At 71.2% G+C, this 14,100-nt stretch carries 10 protein-coding genes; 9 read left to right on the top strand and 1 reads right to left on the bottom strand.

Going from position 1 to position 14,100, the window contains the following annotated elements; translation table 11 throughout:
* Positions 1 to 2 precede the first annotated feature (2 nt).
* The 6 genes from ACO0M4_RS03035 to ACO0M4_RS03010 all read left to right on the top strand — a co-directional run bounded on the left by ACO0M4_RS03035 (position 3) and on the right by ACO0M4_RS03010 (position 7,801).
* Positions 3 to 1,379 carry an extracellular solute-binding protein gene (locus ACO0M4_RS03035; protein WP_430367999.1) on the top strand — a complete coding sequence of 459 codons (1,377 nt, stop codon included), beginning with the start codon at positions 3 to 5 and terminating at the stop codon, positions 1,377 to 1,379.
* On the top strand, positions 1,379 to 2,233 hold the full coding sequence (locus ACO0M4_RS03030) for a carbohydrate ABC transporter permease (RefSeq protein ID WP_430367997.1): 855 nt from the start codon (positions 1,379 to 1,381) through the stop codon (positions 2,231 to 2,233). The genes ACO0M4_RS03035 and ACO0M4_RS03030 overlap by 1 nt, the downstream gene beginning before the upstream one ends.
* Positions 2,233 to 3,087 (top strand): carbohydrate ABC transporter permease, encoded by an 855-nt coding sequence (locus ACO0M4_RS03025; RefSeq protein WP_430367995.1) that lies wholly within the window; start codon positions 2,233 to 2,235, stop codon positions 3,085 to 3,087. Before ACO0M4_RS03030 ends, ACO0M4_RS03025 begins: the two co-directional genes overlap by 1 nt.
* 159 nt (positions 3,088 to 3,246) lie before the next feature.
* Positions 3,247 to 3,957 carry a helix-turn-helix domain-containing protein gene (locus tag ACO0M4_RS03020; RefSeq protein WP_430367994.1) on the top strand — a complete coding sequence of 237 codons (711 nt, stop codon included), beginning with the start codon at positions 3,247 to 3,249 and terminating at the stop codon, positions 3,955 to 3,957.
* 281 nt (positions 3,958 to 4,238) lie between these two features.
* Positions 4,239 to 5,027 carry an ABC transporter ATP-binding protein gene (locus ACO0M4_RS03015; RefSeq protein ID WP_430367992.1) on the top strand — a complete coding sequence of 263 codons (789 nt, stop codon included), beginning with the start codon at positions 4,239 to 4,241 and terminating at the stop codon, positions 5,025 to 5,027.
* Between the two features lie 200 nt (positions 5,028 to 5,227).
* A complete protein-coding gene (locus ACO0M4_RS03010) occupies positions 5,228 to 7,801 on the top strand; it encodes an ABC transporter permease (RefSeq protein WP_430367990.1) in 2,574 nt (857 codons plus the stop codon).
* A 64-nt stretch (positions 7,802 to 7,865) separates the two neighbouring features.
* Here ACO0M4_RS03010 and ACO0M4_RS03005 read toward each other — a convergent pair whose 3' ends face one another.
* Complete coding sequence (locus ACO0M4_RS03005; RefSeq protein ID WP_430367988.1) at positions 7,866 to 8,891, bottom strand: ATP-dependent 6-phosphofructokinase; 1,026 nt, start codon at positions 8,889 to 8,891, stop codon at positions 7,866 to 7,868.
* Between the two features lie 275 nt (positions 8,892 to 9,166).
* Here ACO0M4_RS03005 and pta point away from each other — a divergent pair, with 275 nt between their 5' ends.
* From pta to pyk, 3 genes are all read left to right on the top strand, one after another.
* Complete coding sequence (gene pta, locus ACO0M4_RS03000; RefSeq protein WP_430367986.1) at positions 9,167 to 11,260, top strand: phosphate acetyltransferase; 2,094 nt, start codon at positions 9,167 to 9,169, stop codon at positions 11,258 to 11,260.
* 26 nt (positions 11,261 to 11,286) lie between these two features.
* A complete protein-coding gene (locus ACO0M4_RS02995) occupies positions 11,287 to 12,522 on the top strand; it encodes an acetate kinase (protein ID WP_430367984.1) in 1,236 nt (411 codons plus the stop codon).
* Positions 12,523 to 12,649: 127 nt separating this feature from the next.
* Entirely contained in the window at positions 12,650 to 14,077 is a 1,428-nt protein-coding gene (pyk, locus tag ACO0M4_RS02990) for a pyruvate kinase (protein WP_430367982.1), read from the top strand.
* Positions 14,078 to 14,100: the final 23 nt, after the last annotated feature.

Here is a 14,100-nt window from a genome sequence, read left to right as displayed (position 1 = left end):
CCGTGCGCTCCACCAGCCCGCTGGGAAAGCCCCTGGTCCTGTTCACCGCCGCCATACTGGCCGCCGGCGCGCTCACCGCCTGCGGCAGCGGGTCCGGGGGCGACCCGAACACCGTCAAGGTCGCCTTCATCAAGGACACCAACAGTCGGGTGACGGTCCGGGACGACTATGTGACCCTGGTGGCGCGGCAGTTCGAGAAGGCGCACCCGGGCAAGAAGGTCAAGCTGATCCCGGTCCAGGCGTCGGAGAACGACTACTACACCAAGATCCAGCAGATGATGCGGTCCCCGAAGACCGCGCCCGACGTGGTCTACGAGGACACCTTCCTGATCAGCTCCGACATCACGGCGGGGCTGCTGCGGCCCCTGGATCCGCAGCTCGCGTCCTGGGCCGACTGGCGGCAGTTCGAGCCGGCAGCGAAGGCCGCGGCCCGGGGGCAGGACGGGAAGACGTACGGCGTCCCGGACGGCACGGACACCCGCGGGCTGTGGTTCAACCGGAAGGTCTTCGCCAAGGCCCACCTGCCCGCCGACTGGCACCCGCGCACCTGGGACGAGGTCCTGGACGCGGCCCGCACGATCAAGCGGAAGGTGCCCGGGGTGATCCCGCTGAACGTCTTCACCGGCAAGGGCGCCGGCGAGGCCGCGGTCATGCAGGGCTTCGAGATGCTGCTCTACGGCACCGGGCCAGACCAGCTCTACGACCCGGCCACGAAGAAGTGGGTCACCGGCACCCGGGGCTTCAAGGACAGCCTCCGCTTCCTCGACACCGTCTACAAGGAGAAGCTGGGCCCGGAGGTCTCCGACGCGCTCAGCCCCAACATCCAGACCAACGTGGCCGCCGAGTTGCTGCCCGAGCAGAAGCTCGCCATCGACCTCGACGGCTCCTGGCTCGGCCAGCAGTGGCAGCCGACCGGCGGCGGCAACCCGTGGCCGCAGTGGGCGCAGACGCTGGGCCAGGCGCCGTTCCCCACCCAGACCGGCGCCCCGCCGGGCCGGGTCAGCCTGGCCGGCGGCTGGACCTGGTCGATCCCGGCCCGGGCGCCCCGGCCGGAGCTGGCCTGGCAGCTGATCAAGACCTTCCAGACCCGGGCCCATGCGCTGGACTGGTGCCTGCGGGGCGCCCAGATCGCCGTCCGCAAGGACGTCGCGGCCGATCCGCGGTACCTGAAGGCGGTGCCCGGGGTCGGCTTCTTCACCGGGCTGGTCGAGGTGAGCCGGTACCGCCCCGCGCTGCCGGCGTACCCCAAGGTCGCGGCCGCGATCGGGGAGGCGACGGAGTCCGTTGCCGCCGGTGACGCCACCCCGGACCAGGCCGCCGCCCGCTACGACGACACGGTGCGCTCCCTGGTGGGCGGCGTGGTCGTCAACAAGCCGTGATGCGCCGGCTGTTGCGCTGGTCGCCGGTGGCGCCGGCCACCGTCCTGCTGCTGCTCTTCCTGGCCGGCCCGATCGGCTACTGCGGCTACCTCGCGTTCACCGACACCCAGCTCACTGGCCAGGCGTCGGCGTCCTTCGTCGGGCTGGCCAACTTCCGGCACGCGCTGGCCGATCCGGAGTTCCGCACCGCGGTGAGGCTGACCCTGGTGTTCACGCTGGTCTCGGCGGTCCTGGGGCAGAACACCCTGGGGCTGGCGCTGGCCGGGCTGTTGCGGCGGGCCTCGCGGCCGGTGCGGGCGCTGACCGGCGCGGTGGTGATCACCGCCTGGGTGCTCCCGGAGATCGTCGCCGGCTTCCTGCTCTACACCTTCTTCGAGCGGCGCGGCACCCTCAACGCCCTGCTGGTCTGGCTCCATCTCCCGGCCCAGGACTGGTTGTTCACCCTGCCGATCCTGGCGGTGTCGTTCGCCAACGTGTGGCGCGGCACGGCGTTCTCGATGCTGGTCTACTCGGCGGCGCTGGCCGGCATCCCGCAGGAGGTCACCGAGTCGGCGGAGGTGGACGGCGCGGGCGGGCTGCGCCGGCTGTGGCACATCACGCTGCCGATGATCCGGCGGTCGATCGGCACCAACCTGATGCTCAACACCCTCCAGACGCTCTCGGTCTTCGGGCTGATCTGGGCGATCACCCGGGGCGGCCCCGGCAACCGCAGCGAGACGCTGCCGGTGTTCATGTACGACCAGGCGTTCGTAAAGTCGCTGATCGGGTACGGCACGGCGGTGGCACTGCTGCTGCTCGTGGTCGGTGCGCTGTTCTCGGCGGTGTACCTGCGGCTGCTGCGGGAGGAGGTCTGATGCGGTCCGGACGGCGGCGGTGGCCGCTGGCGCGTCGGGCGGTCCGGCGGCGGCTGGCCGCCGATGCCGCGCTGATGGTGGTCGCGGTGGCGTTCGCGGTGCCGCTGGCGTGGCTGGTGCTGGCGTCGTTGGACGACCGGGCGACGCTGCGGGTGCGGTTCCCCGCCGCCCCGACCCTGCACAACTTCTCGGCGGTACTGACCGACGAGATCACCTTCACGCCGATGCTCAACAGCCTGCTGATCTGCGGCGGGGCGACGCTGCTGACGGTGGGCTGCGCGGCGCTGGCCGCCTACCCGCTGTCCCGCTTCCGGTCCCGCTTCGCCCGGCCGTTCCTGCTCACCGTGCTGTTCTCGGCCTGTCTGCCGGTGACCGCGGTGATGGTCCCGGTCTATGCGCTGTTCGTCCGGGTGGATCTGATCGACACCCGCTACGGCACCGCGTTGTTCCTGGCCACGGCCCAGCTGCCGTTCGCGATCTGGTTGACGAAGAACTTCATGGACGGGGTGCCGACGGTCCTGGAGGAGGCGGCGTGGACCGACGGCGCCTCGTGGTGGCAGACCCTGCTGCGGGTCATCCTGCCGCTGATGGGTCCCGGCCTCTCGGTCGTCGCGGTCTATACCTTCATCATGATGTGGGGGAATTTCTTCGTCCCGTTCATGTTGCTGCTCTCGCCGGAGAACCTTCCGGCGTCGGTCAGTATTTTCACTTTCTTCGGGAATTACGGTGCGGTCGCCTTCGGGGAACTCGCCGCATTCTCGATCCTGTACTCGACACCGGTGATCCTGCTGTACATCCTTATCTCCAAACGGCTCGGCGGCGGCTTCACCCTCACCGGCGCCGTGAAGGGTTGAATCGCCGCCGTAAAGAGGCTGGCCAGCGGCATGATCGGCCGAGATCGACGGGAAACCACCGAAAGCTGACCGGAGCCCGCCGGGCGCTCCGTAGTTTCCTCCAACCTGCAAACTTGGATATCCACACGATAGGTGCGAAGCCGCCTCGTCACTTACCGTGTGCCGGTGAACACGCACGACGGGCATGCACGCAGGCCCCCCTTCAACGCCGCCGCCGCCCGTCGGCTGCGCGAGGCCCTGGGCATGACCCACGCGCATGTCGCCTACGGAATCTGGGCGGCCTACGGAATGCGGTTGGAACCCGCCGCGGTGGCGTCCTGGGAATTGGGGGAAAACACTCCCACCGAGGCCGAACTGACCGCGTTGGCCGGTGCCTTGTGGTGCGCCCCCGCCGAACTCCTCGGCACCCCCGGTACGCTCCGCGAATTCCGGCTGGCGCTCGGTCTCGCCCCGGCCGACCTGGCACTGCGGATCGGCATGGACCAGGCGGCGTACGAGCGGCTGGAGGCCGGCGGGCGGTGGACCGGCACCGACCGGCAGGCCGCGGCGCTGGCGGAGGAGTTGCGGTTGCCGCTGCCCGCGCTGATCCGCTTCACCGGCCAGGAGGACCGCCTCGTCGAGTTGCTGACCAGCGCCGCCACCACCCGCTGGCAGGGCTACGTCCGCCCGGTCGGCAAGCTCGCGCCGGTGCCCAAGGAGCGGTTGCAGCAGGTCCTTCAGGCGCTGCACGAGGAGTACCACGCGACGATGACCGCCTCGCTGAGCTGGACCGGCGGAGCCGCGCCGGACGAGGCCGGCAAGGCGGGCCGGGTCTTCCTCGACGGCATCGTGGCGGAGTTCTGGCGGCGGGTCGGCGAGTCGTCGCCCTGACCTCGACCGGGCCGGGCCCTGCTTCCCGACCGGGCCGCGCCCTGGCTCTCACCCGCGCCTAGCCTCCCGCGCGGGCCGGGCCCTGGCGGGTCCGCGTCGGTCTGCGGGCGGACGGCCGTCCGTCCAGAGGATGACGCGGCCGCCGGGTGTGGCACTTCCGGCCGGTCCGGCTTTCGGTCCTTCCGGGCGAAGCCCGAGCCGACCTGCGGCGCCGAGGATGGGGAGAGCGTTTTCACGCTGTTCGCCGTCCTTTTCGTCCTCGTCGCCTCCCTGGAGTTGTGGTGCCGCACACCGCCGTCCCCCGTCCCGCCTTCCCCACCCGCACCGCCGCGGCCGTCGCCGCCCGGGCCACGGATCTGAGCAAGGTCTACGGCCAGGGGGAGACCCGGGTGGTCGCGCTGGACTCCGTCAACGTGGAGTTCGGCCGGGCCCGGTTCACCGCGATCATGGGCCCGTCCGGGTCCGGCAAGTCCACCCTGATGCACTGCATGGCCGGGCTGGACTCGGTCACCACCGGCTCGGCCCGGATCGGCGACGTGGAGCTGGCCGCGCTCAACGACAAGCAGCTGACCCGGTTGCGCCGGGACAAGATCGGCTTCATCTTCCAGGCGTTCAACCTGCTGCCGACGCTGACCGCGCTGGAGAACATCACGCTGCCGATGGACATCGCCGGCCGCCGCCCGGACCGGGAGTGGGTCGGCCGGGTGGTGGACACGGTGGGTCTGTCCGGTCGGCTGAAGCACCGGCCGGCCCAGCTCTCCGGCGGCCAGCAGCAGCGGGTCGCGGTGGCGCGGGCGCTGGCCGCCCAGCCGGAGATCATCTTCGCGGACGAGCCGACCGGCAACCTCGACTCCCGCTCCGGCGCCGAAGTGCTGGGCTTCCTGCGGGAGTCGGTGCGGGCGATGGACCAGACCGTGGTGATGGTCACCCACGACCCGGTCGCCGCGGCCTTCGCTGACCGGGTGGTCTTCCTCGCGGACGGCCGGATCGTCGACGAACTGCCCGAGCCGACCGCGGACGCCGTACTGGACCGGATGCGGCGCTTCGAGGCCGCAGGCCGGACCAACTAGTCGCAGGCCGGACCAATTAGTCGCAGGCCGGACCAGCCAGCCGCAGGCCGGACTAGTTAGCCGCCGTCCCGACCACCTAGTCGCCGAACGAACCAGCCGCCGGCCGGACCAGCCAGCCGCAGGCCGCCGAGCTGTCCGTAGCCGGCCGCCCCACACCCGAGCCCCGGCCCCGGCCCCGTACCCAGGACTGACACACCACCATGCTCAGAACCGCCCTGCGCAACGTCCTCGCGCACAAAGCCCGCCTGTTGATGACCGCGCTCGCGGTCCTGCTCGGCGTCGCCTTCGTCGCCGGCACCCTGATCTTCAGCGACACCGTCGGCGAGGCCGTCAAGAACGCCTCCGCCAAGAACCTCAAGGACGTGGCCGTCTCCGTCAAGGCCACCTCGGACCCCGACACCGGCGCCGGCCCTGAGAAGGACGGCAGGCGGGCCACCGCCCTCGACGAGCGGCTGGCCGACCGGATCCGGGCCCTGCCGGGCGTGGCGTCCGTGCGTTCCGACGTCACCGGCGCGGCGACGTTGGCCGGCCGGGGCGGGGAGCCGATCGGCAACGGCTGGCAGAACCGCGCCGTCAACTACCAGCCGGGCAAGGACGGCAAGGACAGCCGCTATCCGCTGGTCCAGGGCCGCGGCCCGGCCTCCGGCGGCGAGCTGGCGTTGGCCGAGACCACCGCGAAGGCCGCGGGTGTGACGGTCGGCGACACCGTGCGTTTCGCGACCGACGGCCCGGTGCTGACGAAGAAGCTGGTCGGCATCGTGGCGACCGACGACCCGGCGGTGACCGCGGGCGGCAGCCTGGCACTGTTCGACACCGCCACCGCGCAGCAGCTGTATCTGCACCCCGGCCAGTTCGACGAGTTGGTGGTGGCGGCCGCCCCCGGCACCGATCAGCAGGCGCTGACCGCGAAGGTCCGCGCGCTGTTGCCCGCCAAGCGCGCCGAGGCGACCAGCGGGAGTGACCTGGCCGCCGAGCAGGCCCGGATGATCGCCGATCAGAACAGCGCGCTCAGCAAGACCCTGCTGACCTTCGCCGGTATCGCCCTGTTCGTCGGGATCTTCATCATCGCCAACACCTTCACCATGCTGATCTCCCAGCGCAGTCGTGAGATCGCGCTGCTGCGCGCGGTGGGCGCCTCCCGCCGGCAGGTGGTGCGCTCGGTGCTCGCCGAGGCCGCTCTGCTGGGGCTGGTCTCCTCGGTCGTCGGCTTCGTGTTGGGCGCCGGGATCGCGGTGGGCCTGCGGGCCGTACTGGATGCCGGCGGTGCGGGTTTCCCGGACGGCCCGCTGGTCGTCAGCCCGGCCGCGGTGCTCGCCTCGCTGGGGGTCGGTGTGCTGGTGACCGTGCTGGCCGCCTGGCTGCCGTCCCGTAAGGCGGCGCGGATCGCTCCGGTGGAGGCGCTGAGCACCGTCGAGGCGCCGCCGGCCCCGCGTAGCCTCCTCGTGCGCAACGCGCTCGGCGCGCTCGTCGCCGGCGCCGGCGTCGCCGTGATGCTCTGGGTCTCCACCCTGACCTCCGGCGACGATCTCCCGATCGCCATGGCGGGGTCGATGCTGACCCTGACCGGCGTGATCATCCTGGCCCCGCTGTTGTCCCGGCCGCTGGTCTCCCTGGCCGGCGCGGTCACCACCCGCGTCTTCGGCATCAGCGGCAAGCTCGCCAAGGAGAACGCGCTGCGCAACCCGCGGCGGACGGCGGCGACCGGATCGGCGCTGATGATCGGCCTGACCCTGATCACCGGGATGACCGTCGTGGGGCACTCCGCCCAGGTGGCCATGGACAAGATGGCCGGCAGCGGGCTGATCGCCGACTACCAGGTGCGGACCTCCACGTACGTCGGCCTGGACCCGAAGCTGTCCGCGAAGGTGGCCGAGGTGCCCGGCGTCGAGGCGTTGGCCCCGATCCGCGGCGCGGGCTTCACCACCGACGCCGGCTCCGGGCGGGACAGCGGCTTCGGCTATCTCCGCGGCACCGACCTCGACCAGATCGGCAAGGTCACCCGACTCACCGTCACCCAGGGGTCGTGGGACGCCGTCAAGGCCGGCGGCATCGCCGTGTCGCAGAGCGGCGCCAAGGAGCACGGCTGGCGTGCCGGCGACACCGTGCACGTGGAGTTCTACGACAAGAAGAAGGCCGCGCTGAAGGTCGCCGCGGTCTACGCGGACAACGAGGCCCTCGGTTCCTCCGTCGCCTCCACCGCCCTGGTCGATCCGCACCTGGACCGGTTCCGCAACGACGAACTGCTGGTCAAGACGGCGGACGGCGGATCCGCCGCACTGGTCAAGGACATCCGGCACGCGCTCGGCGACAGCCCGCTGGTGAAGATCCAGAACCGTGACGACCTGCGCAAGGAGGCCGCCGGCCAGATCGACACGATCGTGAACATGGTCTACGGGCTGCTCGGCATGGCCGTGATCATCGCGGTGGTCGGCGTGGTCAACACCCTGGCCATGTCGGTCTTCGAGCGCACTCGCGAGATCGGGATGCTGCGCGCCATCGGTCTGGCCCGCAGCGGCATCAAGCAGATGGTCCGGCTGGAGTCGGTGGTCATCTCGCTCTTCGGCGCGGTCCTCGGCATGGCCCTGGGCATCTTCCTGGCCTGGGCCGGCGGCAGCCTGGTCGGCTCGTCCTTCCCGACCTACGCGCTGGTGCTGCCCTGGGGCCGGCTCGGCCTGTTCCTGCTGCTCGCCCTGGTCGTCGGGGTGCTGGCCGCGCTGTGGCCGGCCCGGCGGGCGGCCCGGCTGAACATGCTGGAGGCCATCGGCGCCCAGTGAGGCATACGAAGAAGCCGCCGGCGACGCACCGTTGGGTGCGCCGCCGGCGGCTTCTCGTTCGGTGTCAGAAGACCGACTCGGCCTCGTCCATGCGGTCCTCCGGGACCCGCTTGAGCTCGGTGATCGCGTCGGCCAGCGGGGTCATGACGATGTCCGTGCCGCGCAGGGCGGTCATCTTGCCGTACTCGCCGCGGTGGGCGGCCTCGACGGCGTGCCAGCCGAAGCGGGTGGCCAGCACCCGGTCGTAGGCGGTGGGGGTGCCGCCGCGCTGGACGTGGCCGAGGATGACCGGGCGGGCCTCCTTGCCCAGGCGCTGCTCCAGTTCGCGGGCGAGTGCGGTGCCGATGCCGGAGAACCGCTCGTGGCCGAACTGGTCGATGGCGCCCTTCTTGTAGTCCATGGTGCCGGCGAGCGGATGGGCCCCCTCGGCGACGCAGACCACGGCGAACTTCTTGCCCCGGGCGAACCGCTCCTCGACCATCTTCACCAGGTCGTTGACGTCGAACTCGCGCTCCGGCAGGCAGATGCCGTGGGCGCCGCCGGCCATCCCGGACTCCAGCGCGATCCAGCCCGCGTGCCGGCCCATGACCTCGACGACCATCACCCGCTGGTGCGATTCGGCGGTGGTCTTGAGGCGGTCGATGGCCTCGGTGGCCACGCCGACGGCGGTGTCGAAGCCGAAGGTGCGGTCGGTGGAGGAGATGTCGTTGTCGATGGTCTTGGGGACGCCGACGACCGGCATGCCGGCGTCGGCGAGCATCCGCGCCGCGGTCAGCGTGCCCTCGCCACCGATCGGGATCAGGACGTCTATCCCGTACTCGCGGGAGAAGTCCTTGGCGCTCTCGCACGCCTCGCGCAGCCGGGCGCGCTCCAGGCGGGCGGAGCCGAGGATGGTGCCGCCGCGGGCGAGGATGCCGCTGACCGCGTCCAGGTCGAGTTTGCGGAAGCGGCCGTCGAGCAGACCCTTGAAGCCGTCCTCGAAGCCGATGACCTCGTCTCCGTGGCCGGTGAGGGCGCGGTGGACGACGGACCGGATCACAGCGTTCAGGCCGGGACAGTCGCCGCCTGCGGTGAGGACTCCGATACGCATCGTGCTGTGTCTCCTGTGCTCGCTGTGGGTTCGTGTGAGCCGGTCCGATTGTTTCACGTGTTCCGCGGTCCACCCCCGAGCCCGGCCGCGCACACGGGGCCACCCCCACTGTCCCCGCCCCCGACGCCACAGGGAAACTGGGAGAGCGGCTTATCGATCCGCGCAGGTATTGTCAAGAGGGGCAAGCCCACAATAACGGGTAATTTTGACCTTGTGAGCAGGGAAAACCCGCGAGCACGGACCCTCGCGGCCATCGACATGGACGGAGAGCACGCGTGACGCGCAGCGTGTACGTGACCGGTATCGACCGCGGCGACGGACGCCAGGTCATCGAGCTGGGAGTCATGGAGCTCCTGACCCGCCACGTCGACCGGGTGGGGGTCTTCCGCCCACTGATCCACGACGGGCCCGACCGGCTGTTCGAGTTGCTGCGGGCCCGCTACCGCCTCACCCAGCCCGCCGAATCCGTCTACGGCATCAGCTACGCGGAGGCCGCCGCCCTCCAGGCCGAGCGCGGCACCGACGAGCTGGTCTCCCTCCTCGTCGACCGCTTCCACGAGGTGGCCCGCCAGTACGAGTACGTCCTCGTCCTCGGCTCGGACTACGCCGACACCAGCCTGCCGGACGAGCTGGCGCTCAACGCCCGGCTGGCCAACGAGTTCGGCGCCGCGGTGATACCCGTCGTCGGCGGCCAGGGCCAGGAGGCCGAGTCGGTCCGCGCCGAGGCCCGCAACGCCTACCGCGCCTACACCTCGCTGGGCTGCGACGTCGTCGCGCTGGTCGTCAACCGCGTCGCGCCCGAGCAGCGCACGGCCGTCGTGGAGCGGCTCGCCGCCCGCCTGCCGGTGCCCTGCTACGCGCTCCCCGAGGACGGCGCGCTCTCCGCGCCGACCGTCGGCCAGATCGTGCAGGCGCTGGGCGCCGAGATCCTGCTCGGCGACGACTCCGGGCTGGCCCGGGACGCCCGGGACTTCGTCTTCGGCGGCGCGATGCTGCCGACCTTCCTCAAGGCGCTCACCCCCGGCTGCATGGTGATCACCCCCGGGGACCGCGCCGACCTGGTGATCGGCTCGCTCGCCGCGCACAGCGCCGGCGCCCCGCCGATCGCCGGTGTGGTGCTCACCCTCGACGAGCGGCCCGGCCCCGACATCATGGCGCTGGCCGCCCGCCTGGCGCCCGGCACCCCGGTCGTCTCGGTCCCCGGCGGCTCCTTCCCGACCGCCGCCGAACTGTTCGCCATCGAGGGCAAGCTGAACGCCGCCTCGCCGCGCAAGGCGGAGACCGCGCTCGGCCTCTTCGAGCGGCATGTGAACACCTCCGAGCTGACCGACCGGATCTCGGTCGCCCGCTCCGGCCGGGTCACCCCGATGATGTTCGAGCACGAGCTGATCGAGCGGTCCCGCGCCGGCCGCCGCCGGGTCGTCCTCCCCGAGGGCACCGAGGAGCGGGTGCTGCGCGCCGCCGACGTGCTGCTGCGCCGCGACGTCTGCGATCTGACGCTGCTGGGCGAGGAGGAGGCGATCCGCAAGCGCGCCGCCGACCTGGCGATCGACCTGGCGGACGCCCAGATCATCGACCCGCAGACCTCCGCGCTGCGCGAGCGGTTCGCCGAGCTGTACGCCACGCTCCGCTCCCACAAGGGCGTCAGCTACGAGCTGGCCTACGACGTGGTCGCCGACGTCTCCTACTTCGGCACGCTGATGGTGCAGGAGGGCCTGGCCGACGGCATGGTCTCCGGTGCGGTGCACTCCACCGCCGCCACCATCCGGCCGGCCTTCGAGATCATCAAGACGAAGCCGGGCGCCCAGATCGTCTCGTCGGTGTTCTTCATGTGCCTGGCCGACCGGGTGCTGGTCTACGGCGACTGCGCGGTCAACCCGGACCCGAACGCCGAGCAACTGGCCGACATCGCCATCCAGTCCGCCACCACCGCCGCCCGGTTCGGCGTGGAGCCGCGGATCGCGATGCTGTCGTACTCCACCGGCACCTCCGGCTCCGGCGTCGACGTCGACAAGGTGCGCAAGGCCACCGAGCTGGTCCGCGAGCGACGCCCGGACCTGTTGGTGGAGGGCCCGATCCAGTACGACGCGGCGGTGGACTCGGCGGTCGCCGCGACCAAGCTGCCGGAGTCCGAGGTCGCCGGCAAGGCCACCGTGTTGATCTTCCCGGACCTCAACACCGGCAACAACACCTACAAGGCCGTCCAGCGCTCCGCCGGCGCGGTGGCGGTCGGCCCGGTCCTCCAGGGGCTGCGCAAGCCGGTCAACGACCTCTCGCGCGGCGCCCTCGTGCAGGACATCGTCAACACCGTCGCCATCACCGCGATCCAGGCCCAGGGCGCCCAGCCCGGCGCCGGACACACCGCCTGACCCCTCCCCCACCGGAAAGCCCCTTCATGACTGCCAACGCCACCCGCGTCCTCGTCCTCAACTCCGGCTCCTCGTCGCTGAAGTACCAGCTCCTCGACATGGGCGACGCCCGCTCCGACCACGACTCCGGCGCGCGCCGGCTCGCCGTCGGCCTGGTCGAGCGGATCGGTGAGGCCACCTCGCGCCTGGCCCACACCCCGCTGGGCACCGGCGGCGCCACCCGCGAGACCGCCGGCCCGATAGCCGACCACCAGGCCGCGCTGAAGGCGGTGGCCGAGGAGTTGGCCGCCGACGGGCTCGGGCTGGACTCCCCGGAGCTGGCCGCGATCGGGCACCGGGTGGTGCACGGCGGTCTGAAGTTCACCGTGCCGACCGTCATCGACGAGGCGGTGCTCAAGGAGATCGAGCGGCTGGTGCCGGTGGCCCCGCTGCACAACCCGGCCAACATCATCGGGATCCGCACCGCCCGGGCGCTGCGCCCCGACCTCCCGCAGGTCGCGGTCTTCGACACCGCCTTCCACACCACGATGCCGGAGTCCGCGGCCCGCTACGCCATCGACGTGGCGACCGCCGACGCGCACCGCATCCGCCGCTACGGCTTCCACGGCACCTCGCACGCCTACGTCTCCCGCCGCACCGCCCAGTTGCTCGGCAAGGCGCCGGAAGAGGTCAATGTGATCGTGCTGCACCTGGGCAACGGCGCCTCCGCGTCCGCCGTCCGGGGCGGCCGGTGCGTGGACACGTCCATGGGCCTGACGCCGCTGGAGGGCCTGGTCATGGGCACCCGCTCCGGTGACATCGACGCCGCGGTGACCTTCCACCTCAAGCGGGTGGCCGGGATGTCCGCGGACGAGATCGACGAGCTGCTCAACAAGAAGAGCGGCCTGATCGGGCTGTGCGGCGACAACGACATGCGGGAGATCCGCCGCCGGATCGACGAGGGGGACGAGCGCGCCGCGCTCGCCTTCGACATCTACGTCCACCGGCTGAAGAAGTACATCGGCGCCTACACCGCCGTCCTCGGCAAGGTCGACGCGGTGGCCTTCACCGCGGGCGTCGGCGAGAACGCCGCCCCGGTCCGGGCCGCCGCCATCGCCGGCCTGGAGGAGCTGGGCATGGCGGTGGACGCCTCCCTCAACGCCGTACGGTCCGACGAGCCGCGGCTGATCTCGCCCGAGTACGCCCGGGTCGCGGTCGCCGTGGTCCCCACCGACGAGGAACTGGAGATCGCCCAGCAGACATACGCCCTGGTCACCGCCTAGATCGGCGCTGGCCCGCGGGTCCCGTACGGGGATCCGCTCGCTCCGCTCGCGTCGCCTCTCCTCGTCTAAAGGGCCTTTGAAGCAGAGCGAAATATTCCGCTCCGAAACAAACCGATAGGATCGAGACATGCGCCGTTCCAAAATCGTCTGCACCCTGGGCCCCGCCGTCGACTCCTACGAGAAGCTGAAGACGCTGATCGAGGCCGGTATGAACGTGGCCCGTTTCAACATGAGCCACGGGACCCACTCGGAGCACGAGGAGCGGTACCACCGCCTCCGCAAGGCCGCCGAGGAGACCGGCCGCGCCGTCGGCGTGCTGGCCGACCTCCAGGGCCCCAAGATCCGCCTGGAGACCTTCGCCGAGGGCCCGGTCGAGCTGGTACGCGGTGACGAGTTCGTCATCACCGCCGAGGATGTCCCCGGTGACAAGCACATCTGCGGCACCACCTACAAGGGCCTGCCCGGCGACGTCTCCAAGGGCGACCCGATCCTGATCAACGACGGCAACGTCGCCCTCCAGGTCGTCGAGATCGACGGCCCGCGGGTGCGCACCATCGTCATCGAGGGCGGGGTCATCTCCGACCACAAGGGCATCAACCTGCCCGGCGCCGCGGTCAACGTCCCGGCGCTGTCCGAGAAGGACATCGAGGACCTGAAGTTCGCCCTGCACATGGGCTGCGACATGGTCGCGCTGTCCTTCGTGCGGGACGCCAAGGACGTCAACGACGTGCACCGCGTCATGGACGAGGTGGGCCGCCGGGTCCCGGTCATCGCCAAGGTCGAGAAGCCGCAGGCGGTCGCCAACATGCAGGAGGTCGTGATGGCCTTCGACGCGGTGATGGTGGCCCGTGGCGACCTGGCGGTGGAGTACCCGCTGGAGAAGGTCCCGATGGTGCAGAAGCGCCTGGTGGAGATGTGCCGCCGGAACGCCAAGCCGGTGATCGTCGCGACCCAGATGATGGAGTCGATGATCACCAACTCCCGGCCCACCCGCGCCGAGGCGTCCGACGTCGCCAACGCGATCCTCGACGGTGCCGACGCGGTGATGCTCTCCGCGGAGTCCTCGGTCGGCCAGTACCCGATCGAGACCGTCAAGACCATGTCGAAGATCGTCGAGGCGGCCGAGGAGGAGCTGCTCTCCAAGGGCCTCCAGCCGCTGGTCCCCGGCAAGAAGCCGCGGACGCAGGGCGGTGCGGTGGCCCGCGCGGCCTGCGAGATGGCCGACTTCCTCAACGGCAAGGCGCTGGTGGCGTTCACCAAGTCCGGTGACACCGCCCGCCGGCTCTCCCGTTATCGCGCCGCCCAGCCGATCCTGGCCTTCACCACCGACGTCGCCACCCGCAACCAGCTCACCCTGAGCTGGGGCGTGGACGCCTTCGTCGTCCCGCACGTCGACAACACCGACGCGATGGTGGACCTGGTCGACGCCGAGCTGCTCAAGCTCCAGCGGTACAACCCGGCCGACACCATGATCATCACTGCCGGTTCGCCCCCCGGCGTCCCCGGCACCACCAACATGGTCCGGGTGCACCACCTCGGCGGTGCGCGCGCCTGACGCGCCGCCGACGGACGCACGAA

This window comes from Streptomyces sp. RGM 3693 (assembly GCF_050471125.1).
In the GTDB taxonomy this organism is placed as follows: domain Bacteria; phylum Actinomycetota; class Actinomycetes; order Streptomycetales; family Streptomycetaceae; genus Streptomyces.
Note: the sequence above shows the minus strand (reverse complement) of the source record. Positions and strands in the feature narration are given on the sequence as shown.